Genomic DNA, 14,090 nt, shown 5'->3' with positions numbered 1-14,090 from the left:
GCGTCAAAACTGACGGGAGCGAACATGCGGCAAGCCTTCATCGGCATTGACGTCGGAACCTCCAGCACGCGCGCGGGCATCTTCGACGAAAACGGAGTCCTGCTCGCAACTGCAAAACACCCGATCGCGGTCTGGCACGAGGCAGGCGACATTGTCGAGCAGTCGTCGTCAGACATCTGGGCGGCCAGCGTCTCGGCCGTCCGCAGCGCGATGGCGGAAGCTGCGATATCGCCGGAGCTCGTGAAGGGCATTGGCTTCGACGCGACCTGCTCGCTGGTCGTGCTCGATCGGCATGGCGAACCGCTGACGGTGAGCGCGTCCGGCGACAACAAGCGCAACGTCATCGTCTGGATGGATCATCGCGCGATCGAGGAAGCGCGGCTGATCAACGATACGCAGGATGAGGTACTGCGCCATGTTGGCGGCTCCATCTCGCCCGAGATGGAGATGCCGAAGCTGCTCTGGCTGAAGCGGCACCTGCGCGACAGTTTTGATCGCGCCGGGCATTTCTTCGACCTGGCCGACTTCCTCTCGTGGCGCGCGACAGGGTCGTTCGCGCGCTCGACCTGCACGGTGACCTGCAAGTGGAACTACCTCGCGCATGAAGGGCGCTGGAGCGCGCCATATTTTCAGCGCGTGGGCTTGCAGGAATTCGTCGAGGACGAATATCGCAGGATCGGCACCGAGATCGTCGCTCCTGGAACGCCGCTGGGGTTGGGCCTGACGGAACAGGCGGCACGGGATTTCGGGCTGCGACCGGGGACGCCGGTCGGCGCCTCGCTGATCGATGCGCACGCCGGCGGGCTCGGCGCGATCGGCGGCCGGGACACATCGGGTGCTGAAGTCGATGTCTGCGATCGCCTCGCCTACATCATGGGGACCTCCGCCTGTATCATGGCGACAACGGTCGATCCCTGTTTTGTCCCCGGCGTGTGGGGACCGTATTACTCGGGCATGGTGCCCGGCTTCTGGCTCAACGAAGGCGGACAATCGGCGGCGGGTGCTGCGATCGATTATTTGATCCGCTCCCATCCCGCCTACGCCGAGGCAAGCGACGCGGCAAGGCGGAACGGCGTGGAGATCATCCAGATCCTCGAGGAGCGGATCATGGCCCGTGCTGGGCAGGCGAGCAGGGCGGCGCTGCTGGCGCGCGACCTTCATGTGCTGCCGGAATTCCTCGGCAACCGCTCGCCTTATGCCGATCCCGATACGCGCGCCGTCATTGCCGGCCTCGATCTCGATACGGATATCTGCGCGATGGAACGTCTGTTCGTGGCGGGATTGTGCGGGCTTGCCTATGGCCTCGCCGACGTCATCGATACCTTCAGGGCGCAGGGGGTCAACAGCAAGCTGATCGTCATGGGCGGCGGCGCAGGAAGGAGCCCGCTGGTGCGGCAGATCATGGCCGATACGACCGGCCTCACGGTGGCGCTGCCGCAAACGGCGGAGCCGGTCCTGCTCGGCGCGGCCATGCTCGGCGCCGTCGCTGCCGGCGCCTATGCCTCGCTCGGCGAGACCATGGCCGCGATGTCGGCGCTCGGTCGCCTGACTGAGCCGGCCGCGCCGGGCATGGAAGAATTCCACCGCCGAAAGCGCGAGGTCTACAGGTTGTTGCGCGAGCTTGATCGCGGAAGCCGTGAGGCGATGCGCGGTTTTGAGATCATCTCGAAAGGTCGCGAACGATGCTGCTGAGCTGTGGCGATGCGCTGATCGATTTTGTGCCGGTTACGACCGCAGACGGTCACGAAGCGGTACGACCGGCAGTCGGCGGGTCTTGCCTCAACGTCGCGGTCGGACTGGCGCGGCTTGGCGCGCCGACCGGCTTTGTCGGTGGCATCTCGACCGATCTGTTCGGCCGCATGATCGCCGACCACGCCGCCGCATCCGCCGTCGACCTTCGCTATGCCACCCGCAGCGATCGCCAGACCACGCTTGCTTTCGTCCGAATGGTCGCAGGCGAGTCGCAATATGCGTTTTATGACGCGGCGACGGCGACCCGGGAATGGACCTATTCGCACGGCAAAATTCCGTTCGAGACGATCGAGGCCGTCCACATCGGCTCAACGACGCTGGTCAACGAGAGGGGAGCCGCGGAAATCGCCGCGATGGTCGCCGATGCCAAATCATCGGCGACGATTTCGTTCGACCCGAACTGCAGGCCCAATCTGGTCAAGGACAAGACAGCCTATCTCGCGCGCATGGACGGGTTTGTCGACAGCGCGGACATCGTTCGCATGTCGGACGTTGACTTCGACTATCTCTACGGGAAAGAGGCTTACGCGGCGAAGGCGGAAAAGTTCCTGGCTGGAGGTGGTCGCCTGTATGTCATCACGCGCGGAATAAAGGGAGTCCAGGCCTGGCATCCGGCGGCGGGTGCCATCGAAGTCGGGGCACCCGCGGTCACGGTCGTGGACACGATCGGCGCCGGCGACAGCTTTCAGGCCGCGCTGCTGTTTGCTCTGCATAAGCTGGGCAGGCTCGGCAGGAGTGGACTGAGGGGCACCAACGCGAACGAGCTTCGCTCCGCGCTATCATTTGCCTGCAGTTGCGCTGCGCTGACCTGCACGCGGGTTGGGGCAGATCCGCCCCGCAGCAACGAAGTTGCTTGGACGTATTAGAGGCGTTGGGCGCCTTTAGGTGCAAGGCGGCTTAGGCGACTGCAATAAACATCGCGACGCTCGAAAGATACGCGCGGCCAATAATCGACGTTACGCCACCGGTGAGCCAACCCTCATGGTTTGTTAAATCGTTTCATTGACAGGGCGTCCATAACGGCACATAGTCTCTAACCAAGTGCTGAAAGAACAATCAGAGGGAAGGGGCGCCGACGCTCGGGCTGGATGCAGACTTCGCTCAAGCGGCCAAGCTGGAATAATTATAAAGCGAAATCAATATATTGCTTGAATGCTGCGTCCATCCTCTGGTGGGGTGACGCGACTGCGCGAAGCTAAGTGTCGCGCGCCTCGCAACGCGCGCTGGCAGAAAAACAAGCAAAATAAATGAAACGATCCATATCGGGAGGGTGGAAATGAAGATAACGCGTCGTGACTTGCTGTTGGCCGGCGCCGCAATCAGCGCTTCGAGTGTCGTGTCCGGGCCGTCCGCGCTCGCCGCCGGACCGGAGCTCAAACTCGGCGTCGTCGGTGTGCTTTCCGGGCCGGCTGCGCAGTGGGGACTCGCCCTCAAGGGCGCGGCGGAGTTCGCCGCTGCGGAGGCCAATCGCGACGGCCTGGTCAAGATCGACGGCGCGCCCTGTCAAGTCAGTGTCGTTGCGATCGATAGCAAATACACCGCAGAGGGCGCCGCCGCGGCAGCAAATACGCTCGCGGGGCAGGGCGTGAAATTCATCATCGGTCCCATCGGTTCACCCGAACTCACCGGGCTGAAGCCCATCGCCAAACGCAATTCGATGCTGGTGATGGGCAATGGCTACGCCAAGGATGCGCTGGGTCCGCAATGGCCGTTGGTGTTCCATGTCGGCCCTGGTCCGTCGGGATGGGCCGATCCGATCATCAAGATCGCCAAGCAGAAATTCGGCATCAAGAGCGTTGTCCTCGTTGCTCCGAACGACCAGGGGGGCACGGATATCGCAAGCGTCGATGCGGACGCCTACAAGAAGAACGGCATCGCTGCGACTGAGGAGTACTACCAGCGCGGCACCACCAATTTTGCGCCGATCGTGACGCGCATCATGAACGCAAAACCGGAGGCCGTGGATCTCGCGTCCTCGCCGCCCGGCGACGCCGGCATCATGGTCAAGCAATTGCGCCAAGCCGGGTTCGAAGGACCGATCGGGCGCCTCGGTGGCCCAGGCTATGGCGAGATCTCGCGGGTTGCCGGCGGCGACGCCGTGCTGAAGGACTTCTATTGGTACGAGCCGGTTCTGGTCGACGAGAAGGTCCAACTGATCGCCGACGAATACAAGAAGCTGTTCGGCACCGAGCGGCCTGAGAACAATTTGTTTTTCCAGTGGGTGTCCGGCACTCGCATGGTCTTAAAGGCGATCGCGAAAGCGGCCACGATCACCGAGACCGAAAAGGTGGCTCAGGCTCTCCGTGCATTGCCCGTGGACGATCCAAATGTCGGTTCAGGACATTGGATCGGAAAGGAATTCTTCGGCATCAACCAGGAGCTATCGTTCCCCTTCGGCGTGGGATTGGTCACTGACGGAAAATTGCAGCCGATCGTTCCGGTCGAAGCGGCCACGGGCAAGTAGCGGAGTTCCTGTGGAAGGCATCGTCGCCACCGGCCTCATCGGCATCAGCCTGGGCGCGCAGTATGCGCTGCTCGCCCTCGGCTTCACCCTGATCTTCGGCATTCTCGGCGTGGTCAATTTCGCCCATGGCGGATTCTACGTGCTCGGAGGCTATCTCGCTTATTCGGCGGTGACCTATCTTGGTCTGCCCTATGCGCTGGCAGTGATCGCCGCCGCACTCGGCACGACGGCGCTGGGTTATCTCTTCGAGCGTTTCGTCCTCGATCACGTGATCGACGATCACTTGGCGACACTGATGCTGACGCTCGGTCTCTATTTGATGATGTCGAGCGGCCTTCTGGTGATCTTTGGACCGCAGTCGCCTGCATTCAGCTTTCCCCTGACGGGCGTCCTGCGCGGGCACGGCTTCTACGTCCCGGTCGAGAATCTCGTGGTCCTTGCCGTCTGCCTGGTGGGTATCCTGTCGATCTATGCCCTGATTTACTACACCGACTTCGGCCGCGCCTTGCGTGCGCTCGCTGACGACCGTGCCGTCGCCACGGCGCAGGGACTGCGTCCAAAGCTTCTGTTTCCGACAGCGTTTGCGCTGGCGACCGGGCTTGCGGGGCTCACTGGCGCGCTGGTCACGCCTATCCTCTCGCTTGCACCGCATGTCGGCGATCCCGTGCTGGCGACATCGTTCCTCATTGTCATTCTTGGTGGTCTCGGAAGCATTGTCGGTGCAACCGTTGCGGCCTTTCTCGTCGGCATGGTGGAAGCGTTCTCGGCGGTCTATCTCGGAGGATCGAAAGGCGCTCTCGCATTGTTCGTGCTCGTCCTCATCATGTTGGTGGTCAGGCCGTCCGGCCTGTTCGGCCATCGAGTACGTGGAGCGTGAGCTATGGCAAGCATTGATCTTGGCGCCGCGCGCAGGGGCTCCATCGCCGAGACGGCAAGCGTTGTCGTCATCGCCGCTGCCTTCGTCATCCCCTGGGTCAGCCAGAACCCCGCAGTCTACTCGCTGGCCAATCAGATCCTGATTGGGGTCACCGCTGCGTTGAGCGTCTACATCATGCTGCGCATGAACCTGATGACCTTTGCAGTGCCCACGTTCATGGCGATCGGAGGCTATACCGCGGCAATCCTCGGTCTCCGCCATGGCGTGACGGATGTTCTGCTGCTCGGCATCGCCAGTTTCGTGGTGCCGGCGCTGTTTGCATTGCCGCTGGGCGCGTTGGTGCTCCGTCTCACCGGCGTCTACTTCGTGCTGGTCACCTTCGTCCTCACCGAGATCACACAGCTCGTGCTGTTCGAGATGCCGGGCTGGACCGGAGGCGCCAACGGTCTGGTCGGCATGCCCGCCGTGACCTTCTTCGGGATCGAGCTCGGCGATAATCGTGCGGTGCTATTGGTCACGACCGGCCTGACGCTCGCCGGTGCGCTGATCACGGCCGCGGTCACTCGCCGCTTGCGTCAGCATTTTGCGGCGATCGAAGAGAACGAATTGCTGGCGCAATCTCTCGGGCTCGTGGTCTGGCACTACAAGGCATTTGGCTTTGCGATCGCGGGCGGTGTCTCCGGGCTCGCTGGCTTTGCGTTGGTCAACATGCTGCTCACCGCGCATCCGACCTCGTTCAGTCCACTCTCATCGGTGAACTACATCGCCTACACGATCATCGGTGGGAAGAGCACCATGCTCGGGCCGCTCGTCGGCGGGGCCTTGCTGATCTGGGCAGGAGAAATCTTTGCGCTGCGCGGTGAATTTTCCCAGCTCCTGTTCGGGTTCCTCATCGTGGTCGTGGTGCTGGCGGCGCGAGAGGGCATCGTTGGCAGCGTGTCTCGGTTTCTCCTGTTCTTAAGTTCGCGCGTTCTCCGCCGATCCACCATCAACCCTGGCTCCGGCGCCCTGGGGGCCCCGGCCGCCACGGAGTCGCAGCCATGACGAGGAGCAGAGAGCCGCTTCCCAGAGAAGCGGCACGAACCGAGAGCAGTTTCGGCGAAGGGTTTGTAATGCCCCCGGGCGATGTCCTTGGTGTCATGGGACCGCGGCTCGACCGACGCGAATCTGTCGTTGGCATCGCGAACTCATCGATGCGTCTCGAGGTCACCGGCATCTGCAAGCGTTTCGGCGGACTGCACGTCTTCAACGACGTGAGCTTCTCGATCTCGCCCGGCGAGGTGCTCGGCGTGATCGGCCCCAACGGCGCCGGCAAGACCACCTTGATCAACGTGATCTGCGGCATGCTTCCGCCAACCAGTGGCCGCGTCCTGCTCGGCCGCCGCGACATGACGGGAAAGCCGCTCCATGCCGTGAGCCGCGCGGGGATCGTGCGCAGCTTTCAGCAGACCAATACGTTCCGCACGGCCACGGTGCGCGAGAATATCTCGCGCGCGGTGCGCTTCAGCGATGGGGGAGAGGACGCGTGGCAGGCCATCACGCCGCTGATCGATGAATTCGAGCTTGTCGCGCACCTAGACGAACAAAGCGACAAGCTGCCTTACGGTTTGCAGAAGATGCTCGGCCTCGTGCTTGCCTGCGCGGTGCGGCCGAAAGTGCTGCTGCTGGATGAACCGGCGGCCGGTCTTGAACGGCGCGAGCGCCTGCGTATCGATGCCTTCGTCCGTCATGCCGTAACGGAGTTGGGGTGCGGCGTTCTGATCGTCGAGCACGACATGGATCTGGTGCGCAGGCTCTGCCCGAAGATCCTGGTGCTGGATTCCGGCCGCGTGCTGGCCGAGGGCTCGCCAACAGAAGTGCTGTCGCGCAAGGACGTCATCGACGCTTATCTCGGGACGACGGACGAGGCAGAAGCATGATGCTCGCGGTGCAAAATCTCGAAGTGCGCTATGGCGGCATCACGGCGCTGCGGGGGGTCTCGATCGAAGTTGCGGAGGGCGAAACAGTCCTGCTGGTGGGTGCCAACGGAGCGGGCAAATCAAGCCTGATCAATGCCGTCATCGGTCTTGCTGGCGCTGCGCGCGGCACGGTGCGTTTTTCAGGCCGGGACATCAGCGCGCTCGCATGCGATGGCAGGGCGCGGGCCGGCATGGGTTATTCGCCGGAAGGCCGCCGCGTATTTCCGACCATGTCGGTCGCCGACAACGTTCTGAGCGGTGCCTGCGGGCGAGGCCGTGCCGCACAACGCGAAGCCTGGGACTGGCTCTGCGGTCTCTTTCCGATGCTGCGGGAACGCGCGGCCCAGCCGGCGGGACAGTTGTCTGGCGGTCAGCAGCAGATCGTGGCACTGGCCCGGGCGATGAGTTCGTTTCCCAAGCTGCTGCTGCTGGATGAGCCTTTCCTCGGGCTTGCGCCGGTGTGGATCGCGCGGATCAGCGAGGCGATCCGCCACATGCAGGCGCGTGGCACCACGATCCTCATGACCGAGCAAATGGCCCGGCCGGCGCTCAAGCTTGCCACCCGCGGCTATGTGATGCGCGGCGGTGAGATCAGGCGAAGTGGCTCGGTGGCCGAAATACGCGATGTCGCGTTGGCCGAGGAGTATCTGTAATGGCTCAAATCAATGCAACAACGCGTCTTGGCGCCTTTGTCGCGTCGGCGGCTGAAGCAGAACTCGCGGCCGAGATCGCGGTGAAGGCGGCGATCTGCCTGCTCGATTCACTTGGACTTGCTTTGGCGTCACGGGACGAACCAACGGCCACGGCGGCGCGGGCGATGACGACGGATGTCGCACCTAGCTCGCGAAGTGCGCGGATCTGGGCCAGCGGCAAACACGTACCACTGTCCGAAGCGGTGCTTGCCAATGGCATTGCCGTCCATGCGCATTTCCAGGACGATACCGATCACGATTCATGGACCCATCCCGGATCGTTGATCTCGCCGGTCGTCGTGTGCTTGGGCGAGGCGCGCGACGCGCCGTTGCGGGTCGTCCTCAATGCGCTCACGGCCGGATATGCCACGCTGAAATGGCTCGGCGCCGGCGAGAGCGTTGCGCGCGGTCTGATCGGGCGAGGCGTGCGCACAAGTCCAACATTCGGCACTATAGCCGCGGCCGCGGCCGGTGCCGCGGCGCTTGGTCTCGATTCGCTGAAGGCTACGAGCGCGGTCGCGATTGCGGCTTCCACGACAGGAGGTACGCTTGAGCCGGTGCGCTGCGGATCCGACGAATGGCGTGTGCAGAATGGGCGCGCCGCTCACGGCGGGTTCATCGCCGCTGAGCTCGCCGCGCGCGGCGTGCAGGGTGCACCCGATGCGCTGGAAGGGCCGAAGGGTTTTCTGCGCTCACTTGGTGGCCTCGACCGCACGCCCGAGACCTGGCTGAAAAATCCCGATCCCGCGACGATGATTGGCGTCATGGCCAAACCGTTCGCCACGCTCGGCGATAACATGTCCGCTGTGATTGCAGCCAGCCTGCTCAACCGCGACGGCATCGACCTTGCGCGCACCAGGCGGATCACGGTGACGATCTGGCGTCCCTACACCGAGTATCCCGGAACATCGTTCAAGGGACCATTCACGAGCATCGTCCAGACGCAGGCCAGCACCGCCTTCGCGGTCGCCGCCATGCTCCGCTACGGCCGGCTCGACTACGAGATGGGCGCCGAACACCAGCGGGATCCGGAGATCCTGGCACTGGTCGAGAAGACGACAGTGCTGCCTGACGATGTCGGGACACATCTTGATGCAACCGTCGAGGTCGAGACGGATGACGGCGGCCGCTATCGCCGCATCGCGCGCGAAGCGCCCAGGACATTGGTCTTCCAGGATGAGGCGCGCGCCACCGAAGTGTTCGAAGCCCGCATGGTGCGATCGGGATTTCCATCCGGCGCCGCAAGCCAGCTGGCTGCGGAGGTCTTCGCCTCCGCGCGCAACGGCGGAGCGATGCCGATCCGCGCGCTGCTCGATCGTGTCACCTCGTTTCAGGGAGAAAACAGATGAAACTCGGATTGGAAGGCAAGACAGCCATCGTCACCGGCGGCAGCAAGGGTATCGGACTAGAGACGTGCCGGCTGCTGGCCGAAGAGGGCGTCAAGGTGCTCATCTGCGCACGGCGCGGGGATGCGCTCGCCGAGGCGCGCGCCGACATTGAGAAGACCACGGGCGCGAAGGTCGAGACCTTGTCGCTCGACGTGACTGATTTGAAGCAGATCGAGCAACTGCCGATGGTCGCCCGCGATCGTCTCGGCCGCATCGATATCCTCGTCAACAATGCCGGCACCGGCACCTACAAGCCCTTCCTCGAAGTGACCGACGAGGAATTGCAGTACGGCATGGCGATCAACTTCTTCGCCCAGTTCCGCATCTGCCAGCGCATCATTCCCGTCATGATCCAGCAGAAAGGCGGCAGCATCGTCAACGTCTCTGGCGAGACCGGCATCATGGTGACGATGCCGCCTTTCCTGTCGTCCTGTACCGGGCCGGCCAAGTCGGCTGAGATCAGGTTCTCCAAGATTCTGGCCAATGAATTCGGGCCGCACAATATCCGCATCAACTGCGTGGTTCCGGGCTTCGTCAACACGCCGGAACGGTTCGCGAAATGGGAGCGCGAGCTCGCCAGGCGCAATCTCAGCGCCGAGGAAGGGGAGGCCGAACGGCAGCGCTGGTCGGAGAACAATTCGATGCGCAACACGCGCTGGGGCACGCCACAAGAGCTCGCCAATCTGATCGTGTTCGCGCTGTCGGACCGGGCGAGCTTCGTCAACGGCGCGGTGCTCGTGGCGGACAACGCGATGGACAAGTCCTGAGGCGTGGGGGCGGAAAGCTTGGACGGAATGATGATGGCGAAACGGGGATGCTGCATCCCATCGAGGAGAACGTAATGCCCGAGATCGACAAGCCGCTGAAAGGCATCACCGTCGTGGAGCTCGGTCACAGCGTGGCCGCGCCTTACGCCGGGCTGATCCTGGCCGATCTCGGCGCGCGCGTGATCAAAGTCGAGAACCCGAAGAGCGGCGACTATGCGCGCGGCTGGGGGCCTCCGTTCTGGAACGAGACCGCCAGCGCCTTCCATTGCCTCAACCGCGGCAAGGAGGACGTCACGATCGACTTCAGCGATGCGCGTGAATGCCGCGAGTTGAAGTCACTCATTCTGTCGCAAGCCGACGCCGTGATCCAGAATCTGCGGCCCGGCATTCTCAGCAAGTTCGGGCTCACGGCCGAGGCGTTGCGTGCCGAGAAGCCTGCGCTGATCTGGTGTGACATTGGGGCGTTCGGCAGCAAGGGGCCGCTCGCGAGCAAGCCGGGTTACGATCCGCTCGCGCAGGCCAGCACGGGGATCATGAGTGTCACGGGCGAGGGCGGTCGGCCACCGGTGCGGGTCGGCGTTTCCCTGATCGACATGGGCTCGGGCATGTGGGCCGTGATCGGCTTGCTCGCCTCGCTGGTTGCGCGCAAGAGCGGCGCCGAAGGACGGATCGTCTCGACGTCGCTGTACGAGACCGGTCTTGCCTGGATGACCGTGCCGCTCGCCGGTTACGCCGCATCCGGCGAAGTGCGCAAGCCCTACGGCTCGGGCACGGCGGAGATCGTGCCCTATCAGGCTTTCGAGGCATCCGATAGCTGGCTGATGATTGCCGCCGGGAATGACAATCTGTTCCGCAAGCTCTGCAGTGCATTGGGGCTCGATGCGCTTGCGTCCGATCCGGCCTTCGCCACGAATGCGGCGCGCGTCGTCAACCGCGAGCGGCTCTTGCCGCAGATTGGAGCCGCGGTTCAGCGATATTCGGGTGAGGCGCTCGGCAAGCTGCTTGACGACGCCGGGGTGCCCAATGCGCCGCTGCTTGGCATTGATGAAGTCGCCAAGCATCCGCAGACCCGCGCGCTCGACATGACGGTGCGTTGCGATGACGACGACATCGACCTGGTCGGCATTCCCCTCGCGTTCAACGGGGCCCGCCCTCGGGCGCGCACGCCGGCTCCGACACTCGGTCAGCACAACGCTATCCTTCGGACATCCGCCAGCAGGGAGACCGCCAATGCGAAGTGATTTCGAAACCATCACGTTGGAACGGCGGGACAATCACATCCTGCTGGTTACCTTGAACCGGCCCGACGCCGCCAATGCCATGAACACCCAGATGGGCCTCGACCTGATGGAGCTGTTCGAAGGGCTGACCGTCGATCTCGAAGGACTCCGCGTTGCGGTTCTGACCGGCAGCGGCGCGAAGGCGTTTTGCGCCGGCGGTGATCTCAAGCAGCGTAACGGCATGACGGATGATGCATGGCAGGCCCAGCATCTCGTGTTCGAGCGCATGCTGCGCGCGATCCTGGCTTGCCCGATTCCGGTCATTGCAGCGGTGAACGGCGCCGCATATGGCGGGGGTTGCGAGATCGCGGCGGCGGCCGATTTCGTCTACGCCGCCACCAACGCACGCTTTGCGCTGACGGAGGTGACGCTCGGCATCATGCCCGGGGCGGGCGGGACGCAGAACCTGCCGCGTGCCATCGGCGAACGCCGCGCCAAGGAAGTCATCCTCTCCGGCCTGCCGTTCTCGGCCGAGGAGGCGGAGCGCTGGGGACTGGTCAATCGCGTGCTGCCGCCCGACGAATTGCTGACGGCAACGCTGACCATCGCCGAGCGGATCGCCGGCAATGGTCCGATATCGGTGCGCCAGGCCAAGCAGGCGATCCACCGCGGCCTGCAGATGTCGCTTGCGGACGGTCTTGCTTTCGAAATCGAGGCCTACAACCGGCTGGTTCCGACGTCGGACCGTCGCGAAGGCGTCCTCGCATTCAACGAGCGTCGCAAGCCGAACTTTCAGGGCAAGTAATGGAGGCGCGGGATGCGTGAGAGAGCTCATGTTCGCGAGGTTGGGCCGAGGGATGGATTGCAGCTCGTGAAGGCGATCCTGCCAAGTGCGCGCAAGCTTGCCTGGTGTCGAGGTATGGTCGAGGCGGGCATCAACGACATCGAGGTGACGTCCTTCGTGCCGCCAAAGGTGATCCCTCAGTTTGCCGATGCGGAGGAGGTGGCGCGCGGCGCGACCGCGATCACCGGCTGCCGGCCTTCGGTGCTGGTGCCGAACCTGCGCGGTGCGGAGCGCGCATTGGCGCTGGATCTGGCGCAGGTCAACTATGTGCTGTCGGCGAGCGAGGAGCACAACCTCGCCAATGTCCGTCGCAGCACCGAAGAGTCGCTGCAAGATTTCGCGCGCATCGTCGCAGCGCGTGATCAACACGCCGGCGCGCGGATTGCGCTCGGCGCCGGGATTGCCACGGCCTTCGGTTGCACCATTTCCGGATCGGTGTCGGAGGCGCGGGTCGTCGAGATCGCGGTGCGGCTTGCCGAAACGGGAGCCGATGAGATCATCGTCGCCGACACCGTCGGCTACGGTGATCCGGGCCAGGTCCGCCGGTTGATGAAGGCGGTGATCGCCGCTATCGGCCGCGTTCCGGTTGCCTGTCATTTCCACGATACCCGGGGCCTCGGCCTCGCCAACGTCACCGCCGCGCTCGAAGCCGGCGTTCGTGCCTTCGATGCGTCGCTCGCGGGACTTGGCGGCTGTCCCTTCGCACCCGGAGCGACCGGCAACATCGATACCGAAGACACCGTGTTCCTACTGGAGCAACTCGGCTTCGATACCGGCGCCGATGTCGAAGCGCTGATTGCATTGCGCGGGGAAGTCGAAAGCTGGCTGCCGGGCGAGCGGTTCTCTGGCGCCATCGCTCGCGCTGGATTGCCGAAGACCTATCGCACGCCTGCCAGGGTTGCCGGCTGAAAGGATACTGCATGAACTATCACGACACTTCCCATCAGCCTGAGGCCGAAGTCACCGTTGTCGTGGGCGAGGATTTTCCGGAGCTGCGCAGCACGGTTCGAAAAATCTGCGAAAGATTCCCCGGCGAATACTGGCGCGCGCTCGATGAGCGCAGCGGCTATCCGGCCGAATTCGTCGCCGCTCTGACCGAGGCCGGCTTTCTCGGCGCCCTCATTCCGGAGGAATACGGCGGCTCGGGCCTGCCGCTGCGCGCGGCTGCTGTGATCCTCGAAGAGATCAATGCCAATGGCTGCACGGCGAGCCCAGCGCATGCGCAGATGTACATCATGGGCACGTTGTTGCGTCACGGCAGCGAGAAGCAAAAGCGCAGCTATCTTCCGAATATTGCCGCCGGAAAGTTGCGGCTGCAGGCCTTTGGCGTGACCGAGCCCAACACCGGCTCCGACACCACCCAGCTCAAGACACGGGCGGAGCGCCAGGGCGACGTCTACGTCATCAATGGCCAGAAGATCTGGACCTCGCGCGCGCTCTATTCCGACCTCATGCTGCTGCTTGCACGCACCACGCCGCTCGATCAGGCGAAGCGTCGTACCGAGGGACTTTCGGTGTTCCTCGTTGATTTGCGTGAGGCCAAGGGCAATGGCGTCGAGATCCGCCCGATCAAGGCGATGATCAACCACAACACCACCGAAGTCTTTATCGAGAACCTGCGAGTCCCGGTGGAGAATTTGATCGGCGAGGAGGGAGAGGGCTTTCGCTACATCCTCGACGGCATGAACGCCGAGCGCATCCTGGTCGCTTCTGAATGCGTCGGCGATGGGCGCTGGCTGCTCAACAAGGGCGTCGCCTACGCCAATCAGCGCAGCGTGTTCGGCCGCCCGATCGGACAGAACCAGGGTGTTCAGTTTCCGCTGGCGCGGGCCTACGCCGAGCTTGAGGCGGCCGATATGATGTGCCGCCGCGCCGCGGCGCTCTTCCAGGCCGGCCGCCCCTGCGGTGCCGATGCCAATATCGCCAAGCTGCTTGCCTCCGAAGCGACGTGGAAGGCGGCCGATACGACGTTCCAGACCCATGGCGGCTTCGCCTTTGCGCAGGAATACGACGTCGAGCGCAAGTGGCGCGAGGTCAGACTTTACCAGACGGCCCCGATCTCGACCAACATGGTGCTCGCCTATGTGGCGCAGCACGTGCTCGGTCTTCCCCGATCCTATTGAGGAGG

Annotated in this window: 13 protein-coding genes; all 13 read left to right on the top strand. The window is 63.7% G+C overall.

What is annotated here, in order from left to right; all coding sequences use genetic code 11:
• Positions 1-24: 24 nt before the first annotated feature.
• A complete protein-coding gene (locus tag AC5ZGW_RS05590; RefSeq protein WP_130224044.1) occupies positions 25-1,692 on the top strand; it encodes an FGGY-family carbohydrate kinase in 1,668 nt (555 codons plus the stop codon).
• The gene (locus AC5ZGW_RS05585) at positions 1,683-2,618 is read left to right on the top strand and encodes a carbohydrate kinase family protein (protein ID WP_130224046.1); all 936 of its coding nucleotides are present in this window, start codon (positions 1,683-1,685) and stop codon (positions 2,616-2,618) included. The genes AC5ZGW_RS05590 and AC5ZGW_RS05585 overlap by 10 nt, the downstream gene beginning before the upstream one ends.
• A 410-nt stretch (positions 2,619-3,028) precedes the next feature.
• Positions 3,029-4,216 (top strand): ABC transporter substrate-binding protein, encoded by a 1,188-nt coding sequence (locus AC5ZGW_RS05580; protein ID WP_130224048.1) that lies wholly within the window; start codon positions 3,029-3,031, stop codon positions 4,214-4,216.
• Positions 4,217-4,226: 10 nt separating this feature from the next.
• Positions 4,227-5,093 carry a branched-chain amino acid ABC transporter permease gene (locus AC5ZGW_RS05575; RefSeq protein ID WP_130224050.1) on the top strand — a complete coding sequence of 289 codons (867 nt, stop codon included), beginning with the start codon at positions 4,227-4,229 and terminating at the stop codon, positions 5,091-5,093.
• Positions 5,094-5,096: 3 nt separating this feature from the next.
• Complete coding sequence (locus AC5ZGW_RS05570) at positions 5,097-6,137, top strand: branched-chain amino acid ABC transporter permease (protein WP_130224052.1); 1,041 nt, start codon at positions 5,097-5,099, stop codon at positions 6,135-6,137.
• Between the two features lie 149 nt (positions 6,138-6,286).
• Positions 6,287-7,012: an ABC transporter ATP-binding protein gene (locus tag AC5ZGW_RS05565; protein ID WP_245474562.1), complete on the top strand. Its 726-nt coding sequence runs from the start codon at positions 6,287-6,289 to the stop codon at positions 7,010-7,012.
• Positions 7,009-7,704: an ABC transporter ATP-binding protein gene (locus AC5ZGW_RS05560; RefSeq protein ID WP_245474563.1), complete on the top strand. Its 696-nt coding sequence runs from the start codon at positions 7,009-7,011 to the stop codon at positions 7,702-7,704. The genes AC5ZGW_RS05565 and AC5ZGW_RS05560 overlap by 4 nt, the downstream gene beginning before the upstream one ends.
• Complete coding sequence (locus tag AC5ZGW_RS05555; RefSeq protein WP_130224054.1) at positions 7,704-9,092, top strand: MmgE/PrpD family protein; 1,389 nt, start codon at positions 7,704-7,706, stop codon at positions 9,090-9,092. Before AC5ZGW_RS05560 ends, AC5ZGW_RS05555 begins: the two co-directional genes overlap by 1 nt.
• Positions 9,089-9,898, top strand: coding sequence for an SDR family NAD(P)-dependent oxidoreductase (locus AC5ZGW_RS05550; protein ID WP_130224056.1), 810 nt, complete (start codon positions 9,089-9,091; stop codon positions 9,896-9,898). The genes AC5ZGW_RS05555 and AC5ZGW_RS05550 overlap by 4 nt, the downstream gene beginning before the upstream one ends.
• A gap of 74 nt (positions 9,899-9,972) precedes the next feature.
• A complete protein-coding gene (locus AC5ZGW_RS05545; RefSeq protein WP_165435079.1) occupies positions 9,973-11,139 on the top strand; it encodes a CaiB/BaiF CoA transferase family protein in 1,167 nt (388 codons plus the stop codon).
• Positions 11,129-11,923, top strand: coding sequence for an enoyl-CoA hydratase/isomerase family protein (locus tag AC5ZGW_RS05540; protein WP_130224060.1), 795 nt, complete (start codon positions 11,129-11,131; stop codon positions 11,921-11,923). Before AC5ZGW_RS05545 ends, AC5ZGW_RS05540 begins: the two co-directional genes overlap by 11 nt.
• A gap of 12 nt (positions 11,924-11,935) precedes the next feature.
• Positions 11,936-12,871 (top strand): hydroxymethylglutaryl-CoA lyase, encoded by a 936-nt coding sequence (locus AC5ZGW_RS05535; RefSeq protein WP_130224062.1) that lies wholly within the window; start codon positions 11,936-11,938, stop codon positions 12,869-12,871.
• 11 nt (positions 12,872-12,882) lie between these two features.
• Positions 12,883-14,085: an acyl-CoA dehydrogenase family protein gene (locus AC5ZGW_RS05530; RefSeq protein WP_130224064.1), complete on the top strand. Its 1,203-nt coding sequence runs from the start codon at positions 12,883-12,885 to the stop codon at positions 14,083-14,085.
• Positions 14,086-14,090: the final 5 nt, after the last annotated feature.

The sequence above is a fragment of the Bradyrhizobium sp. Crot121 genome (assembly GCF_059512385.1).
This window is presented reverse-complemented; position numbering and strand designations above follow the sequence as displayed.